General features: G+C 42.5%; 1 protein-coding gene. It reads right to left on the bottom strand.

All coding sequences use genetic code 11. The features are described 5' to 3' along the window. On the bottom strand, positions 1–569 hold a 569-nt coding region (locus tag PCIT_RS00020), incomplete at both ends, for a hypothetical protein (RefSeq protein ID WP_021032154.1).

The following is a 569-nucleotide window of genomic DNA, read 5'->3' as shown; positions in this document are numbered from 1 at the left end:
CTTTCTAAAATTGGGGAGTTGATTGGGCTTATAGCGCCTCGCTTATCTGCTCGCATACATCGGCCAGTTAATTCTACCAGCTCTAAGTATGACTTTAATTCAAACGGTAAACCTTTAGGCATGTGCTTTCGGGGGCTGCCTGCAAAACGCGTCAATTGTTTCGGTTGCTTACCTTCTTCGGCATGTTCACAACGAGTTTTTACACTAGTGTAGTCTGAGGTTTCGGGTGTGTCAGCCATCTTTGCTCTAATTGGGTTTAAATCAACATACGCCATACAGGCTGCCAGTGCCGCTTCATCGAGTAAGGCTTGTGATTTAAAGCGCCCTTCCCAAAATCTGCCTGTACAGTTATCTTCCTTATTCGCTTTTCGGGCAATACTTTCATTCAGTACCCGCATAAACCAACTGATACTCGCTAAACGTTCTCTAAATTGTTCAATGTCTTTATTTAAAAAATATTGCTGCGCTGAGTCTAGCCGCTCACCTTGAAGGTACTTGTGAGATAGTATGGTACCTTTAAACAACTTATGCCATCTGATGATAATCGATTTATCACTCAGTCTTTTAGC

It is taken from the genome of Pseudoalteromonas citrea (genome assembly GCF_000238375.3).
Classification (GTDB): Bacteria; Pseudomonadota; Gammaproteobacteria; order Enterobacterales; family Alteromonadaceae; genus Pseudoalteromonas; species Pseudoalteromonas citrea.
This window is presented reverse-complemented; position numbering and strand designations above follow the sequence as displayed.